This window comes from Amycolatopsis vancoresmycina (genome assembly GCF_000716785.1).
Classification (GTDB): Bacteria; Actinomycetota; Actinomycetes; order Mycobacteriales; family Pseudonocardiaceae; genus Amycolatopsis; species Amycolatopsis vancoresmycina.
The window spans coordinates 418508-435667 of record NZ_JNYY01000004.1 but is presented as its reverse complement, the minus strand read 5'-3'; the positions used below and the strand labels follow the sequence as shown (position 1 = coordinate 435667).

Sequence of the window (17160 nt, the reverse complement as noted above, 5' to 3'; positions counted from 1 at the left end):
GTCGGGTGGGGCTTCCGGGTAAGTTCCGGGACTGTGAACGCTGTGATCGTGGGAGCCGCCCTGGTGCGGGACGGCAAGCTGCTGGCCCAGCAGCGCGCCTGGCCGCCGAAGCACGCGGGGCAGTGGGAACTGCCCGGTGGCCGCGTCGAAGAGGGGGAGTCCGAAGCCTTCGCGCTGGCCCGCGAGTGCAGCGAGGAACTCGACGTCGTCATCGAGGTCGGCGGCCGCGTCGGGGAGGACGTCCCCCTGCCGGGCGGAAAGGTCCTGCGCATCTACGCCGCCACGCTCGTCTCACCCGGCGAGGAGCCGCGGGCCGTCGAGCACCGAGCCGTGCAGTGGCTCGGGCCCGACGACCTCGACGACGTCGACTGGCTGCCCGCGGACCGGATCCTGCTCCCCGCCTTCCGCGCGCTGCTCAGTTAGCCCCGATCATCCGGAGGGCGGCGTCAAGGCGGTGGGAACCGCGCTCGCGAGCCCGCTCGGCACCCGCCTTGCGGACCCGGTCCAGCTCCGCGACGTCGTCGAGGAGCGCCAACGCCTGCGAGCGCACCGGCCGCAGCTCCTCGACCACCGCGTCGGCGACAGCGTCCTTCACCGCTCCATACGAGGTGAACTCGTCGGCGAGCTCGGCAGGCGACCCGCCCCGGCACGCGGCCAGGATCTCCAGCAGGTTCGCCATCCCCGGCCGGGTCTCCGGGGCGTGGACCGGCACCGAGCCGCCGTCGGTGACCGCGCGGCGGATCTTGCGGCGGATCTGGTCGGGCTCGTCGAGCGCGAACACCACGCCCACCGCGTCCCGCGCCGACTTCGACATCTTGCGCGTCGGGTCGGCCAGGTCCTTCACCCGCGCGCCGGCCGGCGGCAGCACCGCGTGCGGCACGGTGAACACCTCGCCGCACGTGCCGTTGAAGCGCTTGGCCAGCGTCCGCGTCAGCTCGACGTGCTGACGCTGGTCCTCGCCGACCGGCACCTCGTCCGCGCCCTGCAGCAGGATGTCCGCGGCCATCAGCGCCGGGTACGTCAGCAGAGACAGCCGTACCCCGGCCTGGCCTTTCGATTTCTCCTTGAACTGGATCATCCGCGCGGCCTCGCCGTAGTTGCAGGTGCACTCCAGGACCCAGGTCAGCGCGCCCAGCTCGCGGGCCAGGTCGGACTGGACGAACACCCGCTCGGGATCGATGCCGGCGGCGATCAGCACGGCCAGCTGCTCGCGGGCCAGTGACCGGAGTTTCGCCGGGTTGTGCGGGGTCGTCATGCCGTGCAGGTCGGCGACGAAGTACAGGTCGTCCGCGCCGCCCTCACGCGCCCAGCGGCGGACCGCCCCGAGGTAGTTGCCCAGGTGGACGTGGCCGGACGGGGTGATGCCGGACAGCTTGCTCATCGTGTCTTCCTCCCGAGGTGGGGCCACCCCGGAGAAGGCACGAAAAAGGCCGCCCGTCCGGGGCGGCCGCTGGTGATCAGCGCAGGACTAGTCGGCCGCCGAGGGCGGCCACCAGGACGTCTGCACGCGCATGCGGCGAGCATAGGCGCGAAGTGGCGTGCGGGTCTACCGTCTAACCATGTATGTCGTCCTACTGAACTACACCGCACCGATCGAGGAAATCGACTACGCGCTCCCGGACCACGCCGAGTGGCTGAACAAGCAGTACGAGCACGGCCACTTCCTGGCGTCGGGACGGCGGAACCCGCGCACCGGCGGCGTGATCATCACGCGCCCGATGGCCCGCGGGAAGCTGGACGCGATCCTGGCGTCCGATCCCTTCTGCGTGAAGCACCTGGCGCAGTACGAGGTGATCGAGTTCTCGCCGACCAAGACCGCCCCGGAGCTGCGGCTGCTCAACGAGGCGGTACCGCACTAGGCCGCCAGGTCCTCTTTGGCCTTCTTCAGAGCCAATACCGGGCACTTCTTGCAGCGCGGCTTCGACCGGCAGCACTTCTTCTTGACCTTGCCGGCCTTCATGAGCTTGCGCACGACCTTCCGCGGGTCCTTCGGCTTCTTGCCCACGCGCACGCACCTTCCGGATCGGCGACCTTCACCGGGTTTCCACGTTAGGTCAGCCTAACCACCAGGGGGGCGTGGGGCCGCTCACACCGGGGTGGCAGGTATCCTGGGTGAGGTCCGCGTGTGACCAGAGCCGGTCACGGATGCCTGAGCGGCTTGCGCGGCCATCCAACCCTTGAAGTTCAGGAGTTCTCGCGTGCCCGCAGCCAGCGCTACCGTCGAAACCGGCCGGCCGACCGGTAAGACCCGGCCCGACCTGCGCAACGTCGCGATCGTCGCCCACGTCGACCACGGCAAGACGACGCTGGTGGACGCGATGCTCCGCCAGTCCGGCGCCTTCGCCGAGCGGGCCGAGGTCGTCGACCGCGTGATGGACTCCGGGGAGCTGGAGCGCGAAAAGGGCATCACGATCCTCGCGAAGAACACCTCGATCCACCGCCAGACGCCCGAGGGCCAGGTGACGATCAACGTCATCGACACCCCCGGCCACGCCGACTTCGGCGGCGAGGTCGAGCGCGGCCTGGCCATGGTCGACGGCGTCGTCCTGCTGGTCGACGCGTCCGAGGGCCCGCTCCCGCAGACCCGGTTCGTGCTGCGCAAGACCCTCGAAGCCGGCCTCCCGGTGATCCTGCTGGTCAACAAGACCGACCGGCCGGACGCCCGGATCGCCGAGGTCGTCGAGGAGACCCACGACCTGCTGCTCGAGCTGGCCAGCGACATCGAGGACGCCGACCACGACGCGATCCTCGACCTCCCGGTCGTCTACGCCTCCGCGCGCGCCGGCAAGGCGAGCCTGGAGCAGCCCGCCGACGGCGAGGTGCCCGAGAGCGAGAACCTCGACCCGCTGTTCGACACGCTGCTGCGCCACGTCCCGCCGCCCGCGGCCGACCTCGACGCGCCGCTGCAGGCGCTGGTCACCAACCTCGACGCGTCCAACTTCCTCGGCCGCATCGCGCTGATCCGCATCCACGCCGGCAAGCTGCGCAAGGGCCAGACCGTGGCCTGGATGCGCGCGGACGGCACGACGCAGAACGTCCGCATCTCCGAGCTGCTCGTCACCGAGGCGCTCACCCGCGTCCCGGCGACCGAGGCCAGCGCGGGCGAGCTCGTCGCCATCGCCGGTATCCCGGACATCACCATCGGCGACACCCTCGCCGACTCCGAGAACCCGGTGGCGCTGCCCCGGATCACCGTCGACGAGCCCGCGATCTCGATGACCATCGGCGTCAACACCTCGCCGCTGGCCGGGCGCAACGGCGGCGACAAGGTCACCGCGCGGCTGGTCAAGGCCCGCCTGGACCAGGAGCTCATCGGTAACGTGAGCATCCGCGTCCTGCCGACCGAGCGCCCCGACACCTGGGAGGTCCAGGGCCGTGGCGAGCTGGCGCTGGCCATCCTGGTCGAGCAGATGCGCCGCGAGGGCTTCGAGCTGACCGTCGGCAAGCCGCAGGTGGTCCTGCGCACGATCGACGGCAAGCTGCACGAGCCGTTCGAGCGCCTCTACATCGACTCGCCGGAGGAGCACCTCGGCGCGATCACCCAGCTCCTGGCCGCCCGCAAGGGCCGCATGGAGGACATGAGCGGCAACGGCACCGGCCGGATCAAGCTCGAGTACGTGCTCCCGTCGCGCGGCCTGATCAGCTTCCGCACCGACTTCCTCACCGAGACCCGCGGCACCGGCATCGCGAACCACGTGTTCGAGGGCTACTTCCCGTGGGCGGGCGAGATCCGCACCCGCCACAGCGGCTCCTTGGTCGCCGACCGCACCGGCCCGGTCACCGCGTACGCGATGATCCAGCTGGCCGACCGCGGCACGTTCTTCGTCGAGCCGGGCGCCGAGGTGTACGAGGGCATGGTCGTGGGCGAGAACCCGCGCTTCGAGGACCTCGACATCAACATCACCAAGGAGAAGAAGCTGACGAACATGCGTCAGTCCTCCGCCGACGTGATGGAGACGCTGGCCCGCCCGCGCAAGATGGGGCTGGAAGAGGCGCTCGAGTTCTGTTCCGTCGACGAATGCGTCGAGGTCGCGCCCGAGGTCGTCCGGGTCCGGAAGGTGATTCTGGACGTGAACACCCGCGCGAAGGAGCGTTCGCGCGCGAAGAGCCGCGACAACGGCTGATCCGCCCGTTCGGAAAATCCTCCCGGTGTGCCGCACCGGGAGGTTTTTTCGTGCCCGGTCCCTTACGCTGGGTCGGCCGGACCCGAACCCATCGTCACGAATTCCGCGGTTCTTCTCCTTATATCTTTATAGGGGTTCCGCCGGCATCATCGCCTGGTGCCGGCCACCGAGGTGAACCTTTCTCGTGTCCGGCCCGTGTTCGTTCCGCCGTTCCGGAACGGTCCGGGAACCCGGACGGCGGTCCGCGCGTCCTTCCCCGTAGTGGCACCACGGGGTGGCGGACCCGGCCGATCCGGGTGTGGGAATCTCGGTTCCGGCGGCGAAGGCGGTCGTGGGAGCATGGCTGACCCGATCGGTGGATTCTGGGAGGAACGGGGCGTGCGGGTGAATCGCAAGGCGGTGCCGGTACTGGCACTCGCGGCCGTGCTGCTCACCGCCTGCTCGAACACCCCGCCGCCACCGGTCGTGTCGTCGTCGGTCGCGCCGGCGTCGACCACCGGCAAGACGCCGTCGCAGATCGTCGTCGGCGTCGACGACGTGCTCGGCGGGTACAACCCGCACAACCTCGCGGACTCGTCCCAGGTGACCTCGGCGCTCTCGCAGCTGCTGCTGCCCTCGGTGTTCCGCCAGAAGGACGACGGCACCACCCAGCTCGACAAGAACCTGATGAAGTCCGCCGAGGTGATCTCGCAGCAGCCGTTCGTGGTCGCCTACGAGATCCGCCCGGACGCGTCCTGGTCCGACGGCGCGCCCATCGCCGCCGAGGACTTCGACTACCTGCGCACCCAGCTGCGCGACCAGCCCGGCGTGATCGGGCCCGCCGGCTACCGGCAGATCACCGACCTGCAGTCCCGCGAGGGCGGCAAGCGCGTCGAGGTCACCTTCGCCAAGCCGTACCCGGGCTGGCAGACGCTGTTCTCCGACCTGCTGCCCGCCCACCTGCTCAAGGACGCGCCCGACGGCTGGCGCGGGGCGCTCGCCTCGAACTTCCCGGCCGTCGCCGGCCCGTTCTCGATCAAGAGCCTCGACACCGCCCGCGGCGAGGTGATCCTCGAGCGCAACGAGCGCTACTGGGAGAAGCCCGCGGCGATCGACCGGATCGTGCTGCGCCGGTCGGACCAGAGCACCCTGCTGGCCGCGCTGCGCAGCGGCAACGACCAGTTCGCGCTGGCCAGGACGACCGGCGACGAGCTCAAGCTGCTCGGCGAGCTCGGCTCCGCGGTCCGGCTGCACACCGTCGCCCGGCCGCTGGTCGCCGACGTGCTGCTGCGCCCGGTCAGCGCGACGCTGCAGGACACCCAGGTCCGCGCCGGGGTCGCCGCGCTGGTCGACCGCGCCAAGCTGATCACCGAGGGCGTCAACGGCGGCCCGTCGTCGGCGCTGCACGCCGACGCGCAGGTGACGCCGCCGTCGGCGAAGGGCTACGCGGCGACCATCCCGCCCGGCCCGCCGACCGCGCCCGACGTCGCCAAGGCCGAGGAGTCCCTGAAGGCGGCCGGCTACACCAAGACCGCGGGCACCTGGCGCAAGAACGGCAAGGCCCTTTCGCTGGTCATCGCCTCGCCCGGCACGCAGGAGCCGTACGCGACGATCGCCAAGGAGCTCGCCGCCGAGCTCACCGCGCAGGGCATCGAGGTCAACACGATCGCGCCGCAGCCGCGCGACCTGTTCAGCGGGCTGCTCGCGATGCCGGTCGTCAGCGGGGTCCAGCAGCCGACCGGCGACTCGGCGGGCAACGTCGGGGTCGACATCGCCGTCGTCCCGCAGGCCGTCGGCGGCGACACCGCGTCGGTGCTCGCCTCGACCTTCGGCTGCCGCCCGGAGCAGACCACCGCGGGCGTGGACAAGACCAAGCCGGTCGTCCCGGGCAATTCGGCCGGCTTCTGCGACCCGGCGCTGCAGCCGTCGATCGACGCGGCGCTGTCCGGATCGACCCCGATCGCCGAGGCGCTCACCACTCTTGAGCCTGAACTTTGGCGCCAGAACGTGGTGCTCCCGTTGTTCCAATTGGCTGACACCCTGGCGATCGGATCGGGCATCTCGGGCGTCACACCGGGCCCCCCGATGGTGGGCCCGTTCGGGTCGGCGGTGAACTGGACTCGCGGCCCGAAGTAATCGGTTGGCTACGCATTCAGTACTACCGGGTGATCTTCACCAACGCGTTCGAGTGGGACGTTGTGAATCCATGAGGTAACCGTCGTATTTCTGGATGTCGACTGGAAGTCACCCTTTGGTCACGATCGACCCTGAACTGGTGACTGTCGGTGCTTTTCCTTTCTAGCGTGCTCCCGCAGTGCGCCAGTTGAGTGTCGCTTGGCGTGTCGTAGGCTCCGGCCCATCCAACCGGAGCGGTGTGGGCCCTTGTCCCGATATTCAAGGGCTCAGTGCTAGGAGGGCACACTTCATGAGGAGATCCAAAGCAGTCTCCGCTTTGTCGCTCGTCGCCGGCGCTTCGCTGTTGCTGAGCGCCTGCAGTGGCGGTGATTCGGGCTCGGGCAACACCGACCAGAACGGATCGTCGACCGACGTCAAGGCGATGGCTGTCGGCAAGGCCGAGACCGGCGACCTGTTCAAGCTCGCGGACACGAAGCCTTACGACGGTACCGTCACGATCGGTATCGACGACGGGTACTCGGGGTACAACAACCAGACCCCGGACACCAACAGCTCGTACAACAACTACGTCCTGGCCGCGGTGCTCTCCGGTACGTTGAAGCTCGACGGCAACAACAAGGTGCTGCTGAACAACGACATCTTCGAGTCGTGGGACATCACGCAGAAGGACCCGCAGCAGGTCACCTACAAGATCAAGCCGAACATCAAGTGGTCGGACGGCCAGCCGTACGACTGCAAGGACATGTACCTCGCGTGGCTGTCGCAGAGCGGCTTCGCCAAGGGCCCGGACGGCAAGAACCCGTTCAACTCGGCCTCGACCACCGGGTACTCGCTGATCAAGCAGGCCACCTGCAAGGACGCGCTGACCTTCGTCACCGACTACAGCGAGCCCTACCTGGACTACAAGGGCCTGTTCAACGCGCCGGCGATCATGCCCGCGCACATCCTCGAGTCGAAGACCGGCATCGCGGACATCACGAAGCTGGCCCCGACCGGCGACCCGGCCCAGATCAAGGCCGCCGGTGACTTCTGGACGAACGAGTGGAAGGGCTTCAAGGCGGACATCATGCCCGCTTCCGGCCCGTACAAGCTCACCGCGTTCGACGCCAACCAGAAGGCCGTCACCCTCGAGAAGAACCCCATGTGGGCCGGCGGCAAGGGTGGCCCGTCGAAGATCGTCGTCAAGGCCATGGAAGACACCAAGGCCATGGCCACCGCGCTGCAGAACGGTGAGATCGACGTTGCGGCGTCGACCCAGCCGGACGCCACCGCGGCCCAGACGATGAAGGGTCTCGCGGCCCAGGGCGTGGTCTACGGTTCGGCCCCGCAGCTGACCTACGAGCACCTCGACCTGAACTTCAAGCGCATGTTCGCCGACAAGGACCTTCGCAAGGCCTTCATCGAGTCGATCAACCGCAAGGAGATCACGGACAAGCTGCTCAAGGAGGTCCAGGCGGACGCGGAGCCGCTGAACAGCGTCGTCTTCTTCCAGGGTGAAGAGGGCTACACCGACCTGTACAGCAGCAAGGCCGGCCTGGGCGCCGACGCGGCGGCCAAGACCCTGACCGACGCCGGCTGGGCCAAGGGCGCCGACGGCATCTTCGCCAAGGGCGGCCAGCGCGCTTCGTTCAAGATCACGCACAACCAGAACGCGCGCCGCAGCCAGACCGTCGAGATCATCATCTCGCAGGCCAAGGCGGCCGGCATCGAGGTCAAGGACGAGACCGACGCCAACTTCCTCAAGGGTGGCCGCGTCTCGACCGGTGACTACGACGTCGCGCTGTTCGGCTGGTCGGCCCAGCCGTTCAAGGCGGAGTCCCGCTCGATCTACATCTGCCCGGACAAGGGCGGCGAGCAGAACTACCAGGCGCTGTGCGACCCGAAGATCGACGACGCCTACAACGCTGCGGTGAAGGCGACCGACGAGCAGGTCAAGCTGCAGAAGTACCAGGAGGCCGACAAGGCCATCGCCGACGACTACGCGACCCTGCCGCTGTTCCAGACGCCGAGCATGTGGGCGTTCAAGGGCATCGACCGCGTCTACATGCAGTCGTACGACGGTGTGCTGTGGAACGCCGGCGAGTGGGAGCAGAAGAAGTAGGGCTCGCCCCGCCTCTTCTTTCCCCTCGCTCCAGATGACCTGGGAGGTACCGGGGTCCGGCCACAAGCCGGGCCCCGGTACCCACCGGAAGTAGCTGTTGACCGTAGGGTTACCGCCACTACGGTAGACAACCGGGTAGCGGTCCAGCGCACTTCTGACGACCAGGCCCGGATGAGGAGCAGTTCGTTGAACCTGGTGATCTACATCCTTCGCCGTCTGGCGATATCGATTCCCGTCCTGCTGGTCGGGACTTTCCTGTGTTTCGTCATGGTCGCCGGCACCGGCGACCCGCTGGGCGAGCTGCGCCAGAACCCGCAGATCAGCAAGGAAGCGCTGGCCGCCACGGCCGCCAAGCTCGGTCTCGACCAGGGCATCATCCCGCGCTACTTCACGTGGCTCGGTGACTTCCTGACCGGCAACTGGGGCATCTCCATCGCCCAGGGCAACGCCCTCGCGCCGGTCGCCCCCAAGGTGATGGCCGCTCTCGGCGTCACCTTCAAGCTCGTGGTCGGCGCCGAGATCCTCGCCCTGATCGTGGGCATCATCGTCGGCGTGCTCGCCGCGGTGAAGCAGTACTCGATCATCGACTACATCGCGACCACCCTCGCCTTCCTGCTCTTCTCGATGCCGATCTTCTGCGTCGCGATCGTGCTGAAGCGCTACGCGATCGAGATCAACGGCTGGGTCCGCGACCTCGGCCTGTCCGACGTCCTCGGCAACCCGTGGCTGCGCACGACCAGCCCGGAGCAGCTGAAGACCGACGGCGTCGGCGACTTCATCACCAGCACCATCGGCGCGTACCTGCTGCCGACGCTGTCGATCATGGCGATCAGCTTCGCCGCGTACAGCCGGTTCCAGCGCGCCTCGATGCTCGAGGTCATGGGCTCGGACTACGTGCGCACCGCGCGCGCCAAGGGCCTCGCCAACGGCCGGGTCATCTTCCGGCACGCGTTCCGCAACGCCCTGATCCCCGTGACGACCCTGTTCTCGGTGAACTTCGGCTCGGTCCTGGCCGGCGCGATCATCACCGAGACGGTGTTCAACTGGCACGGTATGGGCACATTGCTGGTGGAAGCCGTCACGAAGAACGACACTCAGGTGATGATGGGCTGGCTCGTGGTCATCGCCTCTCTCGTGATCATCGCCAACCTGATCGCCGACCTGATGTACGGCATCCTGGACCCGAGGATTCGCGTTGGCTGACTTGAACTCTCTTCTCGCGAGCGAAACCGCTGCCACCGAAGGCACGCTGCCGCCGGACGCGCTGCCGGAACCGCGCAGCCAGGGCAAGCTGGTCCTGCGGAAGTTCCTGCACCACAAGCTGGCGATGGCGTCGACGGCGGTGCTGATCCTGATCGTGCTGATCAGCGTGCTCATGCCGATCTTCTGGAAGCACGGCTACCAGGACAGCTCGTTCCCGTCGTTCGCCAAGCCCAGCGGCGAGTTCCCGCTCGGGACGACGCAGGTCGGCAAGGACATGGTGTCGCAGGTGCTGCGCGGCACGCAGTACTCGCTGCTGATCGCGCTCACGGTGTCGATCCTGGCCACCGTGATCGGTGTCGTGTTCGGCGCGGTCGCCGGCTACCTGCGCGGGTTCACCGACTCGGCGATCTCCCGGGTGACGGACCTGTTCCTGATCATCCCGCAGATCGCCGCGGCGGCCATCCTGGCCAAGGTGTTCGGCGGCGGTACGTGGTACATCGTCGCGCTGGTGCTGTCGGCGTTCGCGTGGATGCCGATCGCCCGGATCACCCGGGCCGAAGCGATGTCGCTGTCGCAGCGCGAGTTCGTCGACGCGGCGCGCGCTTCGGGGGCCGGCGTCGTCCGGATCATCTTCAAGCACCTGGTGCCGAACATGGTCGGCAGCATCACGGTGAACGCGACCCTCGCGGTCGCGCAGGCCGTGCTGGCGGAAGCCGCGCTGTCGTTCATCGGCCTGGGTGTCCAGCTGCCCGACACCTCGCTGGGCCGCGTCATCCTGGAGAACTACGCCCAGCTGCAGACGCGGCCGGCGCTGTTCTTCGGTCCGTTCATCGTGCTCGTGCTGATTTCACTGACGATCAACTTCATCGGTGACGGTCTTCGCGACGCCTTCGACCCGCGCCAGCGGAGAATGAAGGCCTGAACGCGCGACGCGGGGGTGACCGGTTCCGGTCGCCCCCGCGTCCGTTTTCGCGCGCGGATCGCCGGACCTGGGGGTTTCGGATGAATCTCGTGCTCTACGTGCTGCGCAGGCTGGCCGTCTCCATCCCGGTCCTGCTGATCGGCACGTTCCTCTGCTTCGTCATGGTCGCCAACACCGGCGACCCGCTCGGCGAGATCCGTAGCAAACCGGGGATCAGCGCCGCGGCGATCGCCGAGACCGAGCACAAGCTCGGCCTGGACCAGAGCGTCGTCGCCCGCTACTTCAGCTGGCTGGGCCACTTCCTGACCGGCGACTGGGGCATCTCGATCGCCCAGGGCAACGCGTTCGCCCCGGTCCAGCCGAAGGTGATGGCGGCCTTCGGCGTGACGCTGGAGCTGGTGCTGACGGCGTCGGTGCTGGCCCTGGTCTTCGGTGTCCTGGTGGGCGTCCTCGCCGCGGTCAAGCAGTATTCGATCTGGGACTACCTGGCGACGACGCTGGCGTTCCTGATGTTCTCGATGCCGATCTTCTGCGTGGCGATCGTGCTCAAGGGCTACGCGATCCGCGCCAACATCTGGGTCCGCGACCTGGGCCTGTCCGACGTACTGGGCGACCCGTGGCTGCGCACGACGAGCCCGGAGAGCCTGTCGGCCACGGGGGTGGGCGACGCGCTCGCGAAGTACGTCGGCGCGTTCCTGCTGCCGACGCTGTCGATCATGGCGATCACGTTCGCCGCGTACAGCCGTTTCCAGCGCGCGTCGATGCTGGAGGTCCTGAGCGCCGACTACGTGCGCACAGCGCGCGCTAAGGGCGTCTCGAACTCGCGGGTGATCTGGCGGCACGCGTTCCGCAACGCCCTGATCCCGGTGATGACGCTGTTCTCGGTCAACTTCGGCGCCACGGTGACGGGCGCGATCATCACCGAGACGGTGTTCAACTGGCACGGCATGGGCACGCTGCTGGTGGAGGCGGTCAACAAGAACGACCCCCAGGTCCTGATGGGATGGCTGGTGCTGATCGCGGCGAGCGTGGTGATCGCCAACCTGATCGCCGACCTCCTGTACGGCATCCTCGACCCCCGCATCCGGGTCGGCTGAGCCTGCCCGGCAACGCACGGCCAGGCCCGGCGGTGGACGCCAGAGGTCGCGAATGACTCATTCGGGACGCTGGAGGTCGCGAATGACTCATTTGGGACGCTGGAGGTCGCGAATGACTCATTCGGGACGCTGGAGGCCGCGAATGAGTCATTCGCGGCAACGCCGGCGGCCGGCCCCCGCAAAGCACGGAAGGCCGCCACCCGAGCCGGGTGGCGGCCTTCCGCGCTTTCTCAGGGCCTCAGTCGGCGACGGGGGCCAGCTTGCCGGCCTCCCAGGCCGCGCGGCGCTCGGCCTGCAGCACCGGGTCCGCGACCGGCGCCGCCGACAGCAGGCGCTTCGTGTACTCCTGCTGCGGCGAGTGCAGCACCTGGTCGCGCGTGCCGACCTCGACCAGCTTGCCGTGCTGCATCACCGCGACGCGGTCGGCGAGCAGGTCGACCACCGCCAGGTCGTGGCTGATGAACAGGCAGGCGAACTGCAGCGACTGCTGCAGGTCCAGGAACAGGTCCAGCACGCGCGCTTGCACCGACACGTCCAGCGCCGACGTCGGCTCGTCCGCGATGAGCAGGGCCGGGTCGAGCGACAGCGCCCGGGCGATCGCCACGCGCTGGCGCTGGCCGCCGGAGAGCTCGTGCGGGTAGCGGTTCATGTAGTGGCCGCCCAGCTCGACCTTGTCGAGCAGCGACCGCACCCGCGCCGACAGCGCCTTGCCGGACAGCACCTTGTGCAGCACCATCGGCTCGGCGATCGACTCGCCGATCGTCATCTTCGGGTCCAGCGTCGACGCCGGGTCCTGGAACACGATCGAGAAGAACCGGCGAAGCGGGCGAAGCTCCTTCGCCGACATCTGCGTGATGTCCTTGCCCGCGATCGCGATGGTGCCCTCGGTCGCGCGCAGCAGGCCGACCGCGCAGCGGCCGACCGTCGACTTGCCGGAGCCCGACTCGCCCACCAGGCCGACGATCTCGCCCTTGGCGATGGTCAGCGAGACGTCGTCGACCGCGCGGTTCTTGCCCTGGCCGCGGCGGCCCGGGTACTCGAGCACGAGGTTCTTGATCTCCAGGGCCGGCGCGGCCTCCTCGATCACGGCCTCGAGCTCTTCGTCGGCCAGCCGGATCTCCTCGGCGATCTTGGCCGCCTCGGTGCTGTCGGTGGCGATCCCGGCGTCGTCGAGCAGACGGCGGCCCTCGGGGCGCTGCCCGAGCACCGGCACCGCGGCGAGCAGCCGCCGGGTGTAGTCCTCCTTCGGCGACGCGAACAGCTCGCGCACCGGCGCCTCTTCGACGATCTCGCCCTGGTACATCACGATCACCCGGTCGGCCATGTCGGCGACGACGCCCATGTCGTGGGTGATCAGCACGATCGCCGTGTCGAGGGTGTCCCGCAGCTTGCGCAGCAGGCCCAGGATCTCGGCCTGGACCGTGACGTCGAGCGCCGTGGTCGGCTCGTCGGCGATGATCACCTTCGGGTCGCACGCGATCGCCATGGCGATGACGACGCGCTGGCGCAGGCCGCCCGAGAGCTGGTGCGGGTACTGCTTGAACCGCAGCTCGGGGTTCGGGATGCCGACCATGTCGAGCAGCTCGACCGCCCGCTTGTCCGCGGCGTCCTTGGCGATGTCGAGGTGGGACCGCAGGGCCTCGCGCAGCTGCCAGCCGACCGTGTAGACCGGGTTCAGCGCCGTCATCGGCTCCTGGAAGATCATCGCGACCTGGTTGCCGCGGATCTTCTGCATGTCCTTCTCTTTGAGATCTGCCAGGTTGCGCTCGCCGAGGCGCAGCTCACCGGCGATCCGGCTGGTCTTGGGCAGCAGGCCCAGCACCGACATCGACGTGACGGACTTGCCGGACCCGGACTCCCCGACCACGGCGACGATCTCGCCGGGCTGCACGTCGAACCCGATGCCCTTGACGGCGTCCACGACGCCGTCCTCGGTCTGGAACGAGACGCTCAGGTCGGAGATCGACAGAACGGATCCGGACACGCCGGCGACGTCCGCCGAAGTTGCTTCAGTGCTCACCAAGATGCCCTTCGTGGGGGTACAGACGATCGCGACGCGGCGGTCGCGACTCGCGCGAGGATAACCGAGGGTGTCCCCGACGAAGGTCGGAGCACGGGAATTACGCTCAACCCGTGATCTCCCCGGTACCCCGACGGCTGCTGTTCGTCCACGCCCATCCCGACGACGAAAGCATCACCACCGGCGCCTCGATCGCACGATACGCCGCCGAAGGCGCCGACGTGACCGTGGTGACCTGCACGCTGGGTGAAGAGGGCGAGGTCATGGCCGGCCTCGGGGAGCTGGAGGGGCTGCGCGCCCACACCGCCGACCAGCTGGGCGGCTACCGCGTCACCGAGCTGAGGGCCGCGTGCGCCGCGCTGGGGGTGTCGCGGCACCGCTACCTGGGCGGGCTCGGCCGCTGGCGCGATTCGGGCATGGCGGGCACGCCGTCGGCGTCGCACCCGCGGGCGTTCACCGGGGGTTCCGCGGACGAGCAGGCCGCGCAGCTGGCGGCGATCCTCGACGAGGTCGAGCCCCAGGTCGTCGTCACCTACGACGCCTTCGGCGGCTACGGCCACCCGGACCACATCCGGGCCCACGACATCACGATGGCGGCGGCGCCGCGGGCCCGCTCGGTGGCCCGGGTCTTCCACACGGTCGCGCCGCGGGCCGCGGTGCGTGCCGGGCTGGCCGCGGTGCGTGACGGCGACCCGGTGTTCGCCGTGCCGGCCGACGACGAGCTGCCCACGACACCCGACGAAGAGATCACGACGGTGCTCGACGTCGCCGCGTACGTGCCCGCGAAGCTCGCGGCCCTGCGCGCGCACGCGACGCAGCTGACGGTGGTCGACGGCGACGTCCCCTACTTCGCGCTGACGAACGAGCTCGCCCAGCCGATCCTCGCGCAGGACTGCTACGTGCTCGCCCACGGCCCGGCCGAGGGCGCCGGGCACGACCTGTTCGGCGGGCTGTGACCGTGGACGAGCGGCTGACGCTCGAACAGGGCCTGCTGCTCGCGCTGCTCGCCGTCGACACGGTGCTGCTCGCCCTGCTGGAGCTGTTCTTCCTGCCGCTGCGGATCGGGGTGGTCCCGGTGCCGGTGACGGTGCTCGTCGGCGCCGTCACCACGCCCTGGCTGGTGTGGACCACGGCGAAGCTGGTGCGGCCCGGGCTTTCCTGGGTACCCCTCGCGGTGTGGGTGCTCGTCGTGTTCGGGGTCGGCCTGCTGGGTCCGGGTGGTGACCTGGTGCTGATCCAGGACTGGCGGGCGCTGCTGTTGCTCGGCGCGAGCGCGCTGCCGGGCGCGATGGTGCTCGGCGGCGGGCCGGGCCGGGTGGGAAGGAGACCGGGACGTGGCTGAGGCGATCTCCGACCGGCAGGTCGTGGCGGTCCTGCGGCCGTTCGTGCGGGCGTGCGGGCCGATGCTCGACGCGCTGCGCGAGTCCGACCCGTTCGGCCTGCAGGCGCGGGCGGCCGACGACCTGGCCGAGGTCGAGTCCGGGCTCAAGGCGAAGCTGATCCACGGCATCACGTCGGTGAAGGTCCCCGGCACGGCGGCGTGGGCGCGGATGACCGGCTACGACCGGTCGAGCTGGTGGATGAACCGCGTCGGCCGCTTCACGGCGCTGCTGACGTCGATCCCCGGGCTGGGCGGCGCGCTGGCCGACCGGCTCCCGGTCCAGGACGCGCTGGGCGCGGCGTCGCAAGGGCTGCTGCTCTGCGCGATCGCGGGCGAGTACGGCGTCACGGACGTCGGCACGCGCGTGCGCCTCATCGCGTCGGTGCTGTTCGAGCGCGACATCGACCCGGACCTCGCGGCCGGCAGGCACGCGGAGCACGACGAAGCCGCGGAGGCGGACGAAGCGGCGAAGCTGACCGAGGAACTGAGGGAGTCGGAGAAGAAGCACGGCAAGGCGACCGTCAAGGCCGCGGGCCGCACGCTCTGGCGGCTCGGCCGCGGACTGCTCGGCATCACCGGCGAACTCGAGAAGCGTCCCCGCGGCAACCTGTTCCACCGCGCGATCGGCATGCTGCCGGTCGTCGGCGCGGCGGGCGACTACCTCGGGGAGCGGTCGGGTCTGCGGGTCGTGTGGAAGCGCGCGCACGTCTGGCTGACCGAGCACGCGCCACCCGTCACGGCACCGCGCTGATCATTCCCGCGCGGCACCCGGTTCAAACCTCAGTACTTCCAGAACTGGAAGAGCAGGAACCCGTTCGGGGCACCGGGATAGCCACCCAGCGCGTCGAAGATCCAGCCGGCGCCGTCCCACAACGCGGCGTTCGCCGGCGGGAACAGCCAGAGGAGCGCGAACAGGACGATCGGCGCCCACGGGCGGACCTGCGCCCCGAACGCACGCGCCTGCGGCGGCAGGTACGGCTCGATCGCGCCCCAGCCGTCCAGGCCCGGGATCGGCAGGATGTTCAGGATGAACGTCACGACCTGCAGCAACGCCAGGAAGGACATCGCGATCACCAGGCCGTTCGGCATCGGGACCAGCGCGACCACCAGGCACAGCGCCGCGCCGACCGCGAGGTTGCTCAGCGGCCCGGCCAGCGACACCCACGACGACGTCCCCCGCGAACGCAGCGCGCCCCGGTTGATCCACACCGCGCCACCCGGCAGCGGGATGCCGCCGATGAACAGGAAGATCAGCGGGAGCACGATCGACAGAACCGGATCGGTGTACTTCCGCACGTCGAGGTTGAGGTAACCCTTGTGGGCGACGCTGTAGTCGCCGCCGCGGTAAGCGACCATCGCGTGCCCGAACTCGTGGAGCGTCAACGACGCCACCCAGCCGGCGGCGACGAAGATCACCACACCGGCCACGGCCAGCGTGTCGTGATCGCGGACGAAGTACGGGTCGACGTAGCCGAACGCGGCCATGACACCACCGGCGACGGTGAGCGCGAGGATGCCGAGGAAGACCGGGCTGGGACGCACTGCTGACTTCTGCACGTGCTCCAGTCTTCCGTATGCCCGGTGTGAAGTTACCGGCGTGTCCCCTTGCGCGATCGGGCCGGAACGTCCCCCGAACTCGCTACTCCGCTTGACCTGACCGCACTACACGGGTGTAATCACAGTGATGTCATTCGCCGCCGAGAGGGGACGGCGAGTGTCGTTTCACCACCGCCAGCCTGGGGAGTGCTAGGGAGCGAGGAGGCGGACGTGCGGTTGGAAGCCGATGGGAAGGAATGGGGGCACGTCATGAGTTGGGGCGAGATCCCGGAGCAGGCTCTGGGAGATCTCACCGAGCTCATCGATGCCACCGAAGAAGAGCAGGACTGGCAGGAACGCGCCCTGTGCGCACAGACGGACCCGGAGGCGTTCTTCCCCGAGAAGGGCGGCTCCACCCGCGAAGCCAAGCGGATCTGCCTGGGCTGCGAGGTCAAGGACGAGTGCCTTGAGTACGCACTGGCCCACGACGAGCGCTTCGGCATCTGGGGCGGTCTGTCCGAGCGGGAGCGTCGAAAGCTCAAGAAACGAGCCGTCTAGGGAGAGGTGTGTTCGCGGAACGCGCGAACCGAAGCCGCTCGTTTCCGTGTTTTCTGGGGGTGCAACCCCCAGACCCCGCCCGGGGGCAAGCCCCCGGACCCCC

The 17160-nt window shown here is 69.1% G+C and carries 16 protein-coding genes; 12 read left to right on the top strand and 4 right to left on the bottom strand.

Translation table 11 applies throughout. From position 1 onward, the window contains the following. Window positions 1–33: 33 nt before the first annotated feature. Window positions 34–423, top strand: a complete 390-nt coding sequence (locus OO60_RS11800; RefSeq protein ID WP_033261316.1) for a (deoxy)nucleoside triphosphate pyrophosphohydrolase — start codon at window positions 34–36, stop codon at window positions 421–423. Here OO60_RS11800 and trpS read toward each other — a convergent pair. Beyond that, window positions 416–1381 (bottom strand): tryptophan--tRNA ligase, encoded by a 966-nt coding sequence (gene trpS / locus OO60_RS11795; protein WP_003090172.1) that lies wholly within the window; start codon window positions 1379–1381, stop codon window positions 416–418. The two genes, OO60_RS11800 and trpS, sit on opposite strands and share 8 nt — an antisense overlap. Window positions 1382–1559: 178 nt before the next feature. On the opposite strand from trpS, the gene OO60_RS11790 reads away from it, so the two are divergent. Beyond that, a complete protein-coding gene (locus tag OO60_RS11790; RefSeq protein WP_003090171.1) occupies window positions 1560–1859 on the top strand; it encodes a YciI family protein in 300 nt (99 codons plus the stop codon). Here the strand turns inward: OO60_RS11790 and OO60_RS47135 are convergent. Further along, window positions 1856–2005 carry a hypothetical protein gene (locus OO60_RS47135; RefSeq protein ID WP_003090169.1) on the bottom strand — a complete coding sequence of 50 codons (150 nt, stop codon included), beginning with the start codon at window positions 2003–2005 and terminating at the stop codon, window positions 1856–1858. The genes OO60_RS11790 and OO60_RS47135 overlap by 4 nt on opposite strands. 193 nt (window positions 2006–2198) lie before the next feature. Here OO60_RS47135 and typA point away from each other — a divergent pair, with 193 nt between their 5' ends. The 6 genes from typA (at window position 2199) to OO60_RS11760 (ending at window position 11562) form a co-directional block, all read left to right on the top strand. Continuing rightward, window positions 2199–4124, top strand: a complete 1926-nt coding sequence (gene typA, locus OO60_RS11785; protein ID WP_003090168.1) for a translational GTPase TypA — start codon at window positions 2199–2201, stop codon at window positions 4122–4124. 378 nt (window positions 4125–4502) lie between these two features. Further along, the gene (locus OO60_RS11780) at window positions 4503–6239 is read left to right on the top strand and encodes an ABC transporter family substrate-binding protein (RefSeq protein WP_003090166.1); all 1737 of its coding nucleotides are present in this window, start codon (window positions 4503–4505) and stop codon (window positions 6237–6239) included. A 289-nt stretch (window positions 6240–6528) separates the two neighbouring features. Continuing rightward, window positions 6529–8340 carry an ABC transporter family substrate-binding protein gene (locus OO60_RS11775; RefSeq protein ID WP_033261315.1) on the top strand — a complete coding sequence of 604 codons (1812 nt, stop codon included), beginning with the start codon at window positions 6529–6531 and terminating at the stop codon, window positions 8338–8340. 186 nt (window positions 8341–8526) lie between these two features. Continuing rightward, entirely contained in the window at window positions 8527–9543 is a 1017-nt protein-coding gene (locus tag OO60_RS11770) for an ABC transporter permease (protein ID WP_003090162.1), read from the top strand. Continuing rightward, window positions 9536–10465 (top strand): ABC transporter permease, encoded by a 930-nt coding sequence (locus tag OO60_RS11765; protein ID WP_081655878.1) that lies wholly within the window; start codon window positions 9536–9538, stop codon window positions 10463–10465. Before OO60_RS11770 ends, OO60_RS11765 begins: the two co-directional genes overlap by 8 nt. Window positions 10466–10545: 80 nt before the next feature. Further along, complete coding sequence (locus OO60_RS11760; protein WP_033261314.1) at window positions 10546–11562, top strand: ABC transporter permease; 1017 nt, start codon at window positions 10546–10548, stop codon at window positions 11560–11562. Between the two features lie 238 nt (window positions 11563–11800). Here OO60_RS11760 and OO60_RS11755 read toward each other — a convergent pair whose 3' ends face one another. Continuing rightward, on the bottom strand, window positions 11801–13582 hold the full coding sequence (locus tag OO60_RS11755) for an ABC transporter ATP-binding protein (RefSeq protein ID WP_033261313.1): 1782 nt from the start codon (window positions 13580–13582) through the stop codon (window positions 11801–11803). A gap of 113 nt (window positions 13583–13695) precedes the next feature. Here OO60_RS11755 and mshB point away from each other — a divergent pair, with 113 nt between their 5' ends. From mshB to OO60_RS11740, 3 genes are read left to right on the top strand one after another with little or no spacing between them, the layout of a single operon-like run. After that, a complete protein-coding gene (gene mshB / locus OO60_RS11750) occupies window positions 13696–14538 on the top strand; it encodes an N-acetyl-1-D-myo-inositol-2-amino-2-deoxy-alpha-D-glucopyranoside deacetylase (protein ID WP_033261312.1) in 843 nt (280 codons plus the stop codon). Continuing rightward, window positions 14535–14924 carry a hypothetical protein gene (locus tag OO60_RS11745; RefSeq protein WP_003090153.1) on the top strand — a complete coding sequence of 130 codons (390 nt, stop codon included), beginning with the start codon at window positions 14535–14537 and terminating at the stop codon, window positions 14922–14924. Before mshB ends, OO60_RS11745 begins: the two co-directional genes overlap by 4 nt. Continuing rightward, window positions 14917–15714: a hypothetical protein gene (locus OO60_RS11740; RefSeq protein WP_003090152.1), complete on the top strand. Its 798-nt coding sequence runs from the start codon at window positions 14917–14919 to the stop codon at window positions 15712–15714. The genes OO60_RS11745 and OO60_RS11740 overlap by 8 nt, the downstream gene beginning before the upstream one ends. Before the next feature lie 29 nt (window positions 15715–15743). On the opposite strand, the gene OO60_RS11735 is transcribed toward OO60_RS11740, so the two are convergent. Then, on the bottom strand, window positions 15744–16505 hold the full coding sequence (locus OO60_RS11735) for a site-2 protease family protein (RefSeq protein ID WP_003090150.1): 762 nt from the start codon (window positions 16503–16505) through the stop codon (window positions 15744–15746). Between the two features lie 264 nt (window positions 16506–16769). Here OO60_RS11735 and OO60_RS11730 point away from each other — a divergent pair, with 264 nt between their 5' ends. Next, window positions 16770–17057 (top strand): WhiB family transcriptional regulator, encoded by a 288-nt coding sequence (locus OO60_RS11730; protein ID WP_161790928.1) that lies wholly within the window; start codon window positions 16770–16772, stop codon window positions 17055–17057. The last annotated feature ends 103 nt before the right edge of the window (window positions 17058–17160 follow it).